The sequence below is a fragment of the Citrobacter sp. Cf118 genome (assembly GCF_030334095.1).
GTDB classification, from domain to species: domain Bacteria; phylum Pseudomonadota; class Gammaproteobacteria; order Enterobacterales; family Enterobacteriaceae; genus Citrobacter; species Citrobacter freundii.
Map to the genome: position 1 here is coordinate 1 of NZ_JAOWES010000014.1, position 281 is coordinate 281.

The 281-nt window shown below is 54.8% G+C and carries 1 tRNA gene and 1 rRNA gene; both read left to right on the forward strand.

Annotated features, from left to right (window positions below):
- The first annotated feature begins 86 nt into the window (after positions 1-86).
- Positions 87-162: transfer RNA gene (locus OGX67_RS00390), tRNA-Thr, on the forward strand.
- Between the two features lie 38 nt (positions 163-200).
- Positions 201-281, forward strand: a 5S ribosomal RNA gene (gene rrf, locus OGX67_RS00395); the annotation flags it as partial.

Consider the following 281-nt stretch of genomic DNA (forward strand, 5'->3'; position numbering starts at 1 on the left):
CTCAGAAGTGAAACGCCGTAGCGCCGATGGTAGTGTGGGGTCTCCCCATGCGAGAGTAGGGAACTGCCAGGCATCAAATTTAGTGTGCTGATATGGCTCAGTTGGTAGAGCGCACCCTTGGTAAGGGTGAGGTCCCCAGTTCGACTCTGGGTATCAGCACCAGTTTTTCGGTTAAAGTTCGGCACTTAGAAAAGAATTTGTCTGGCGGCTGTAGCGCGGTGGTCCCACCTGACCCCATGCCGAACTCAGAAGTGAAACGCCGTAGCGCCGATGGTAGTGTG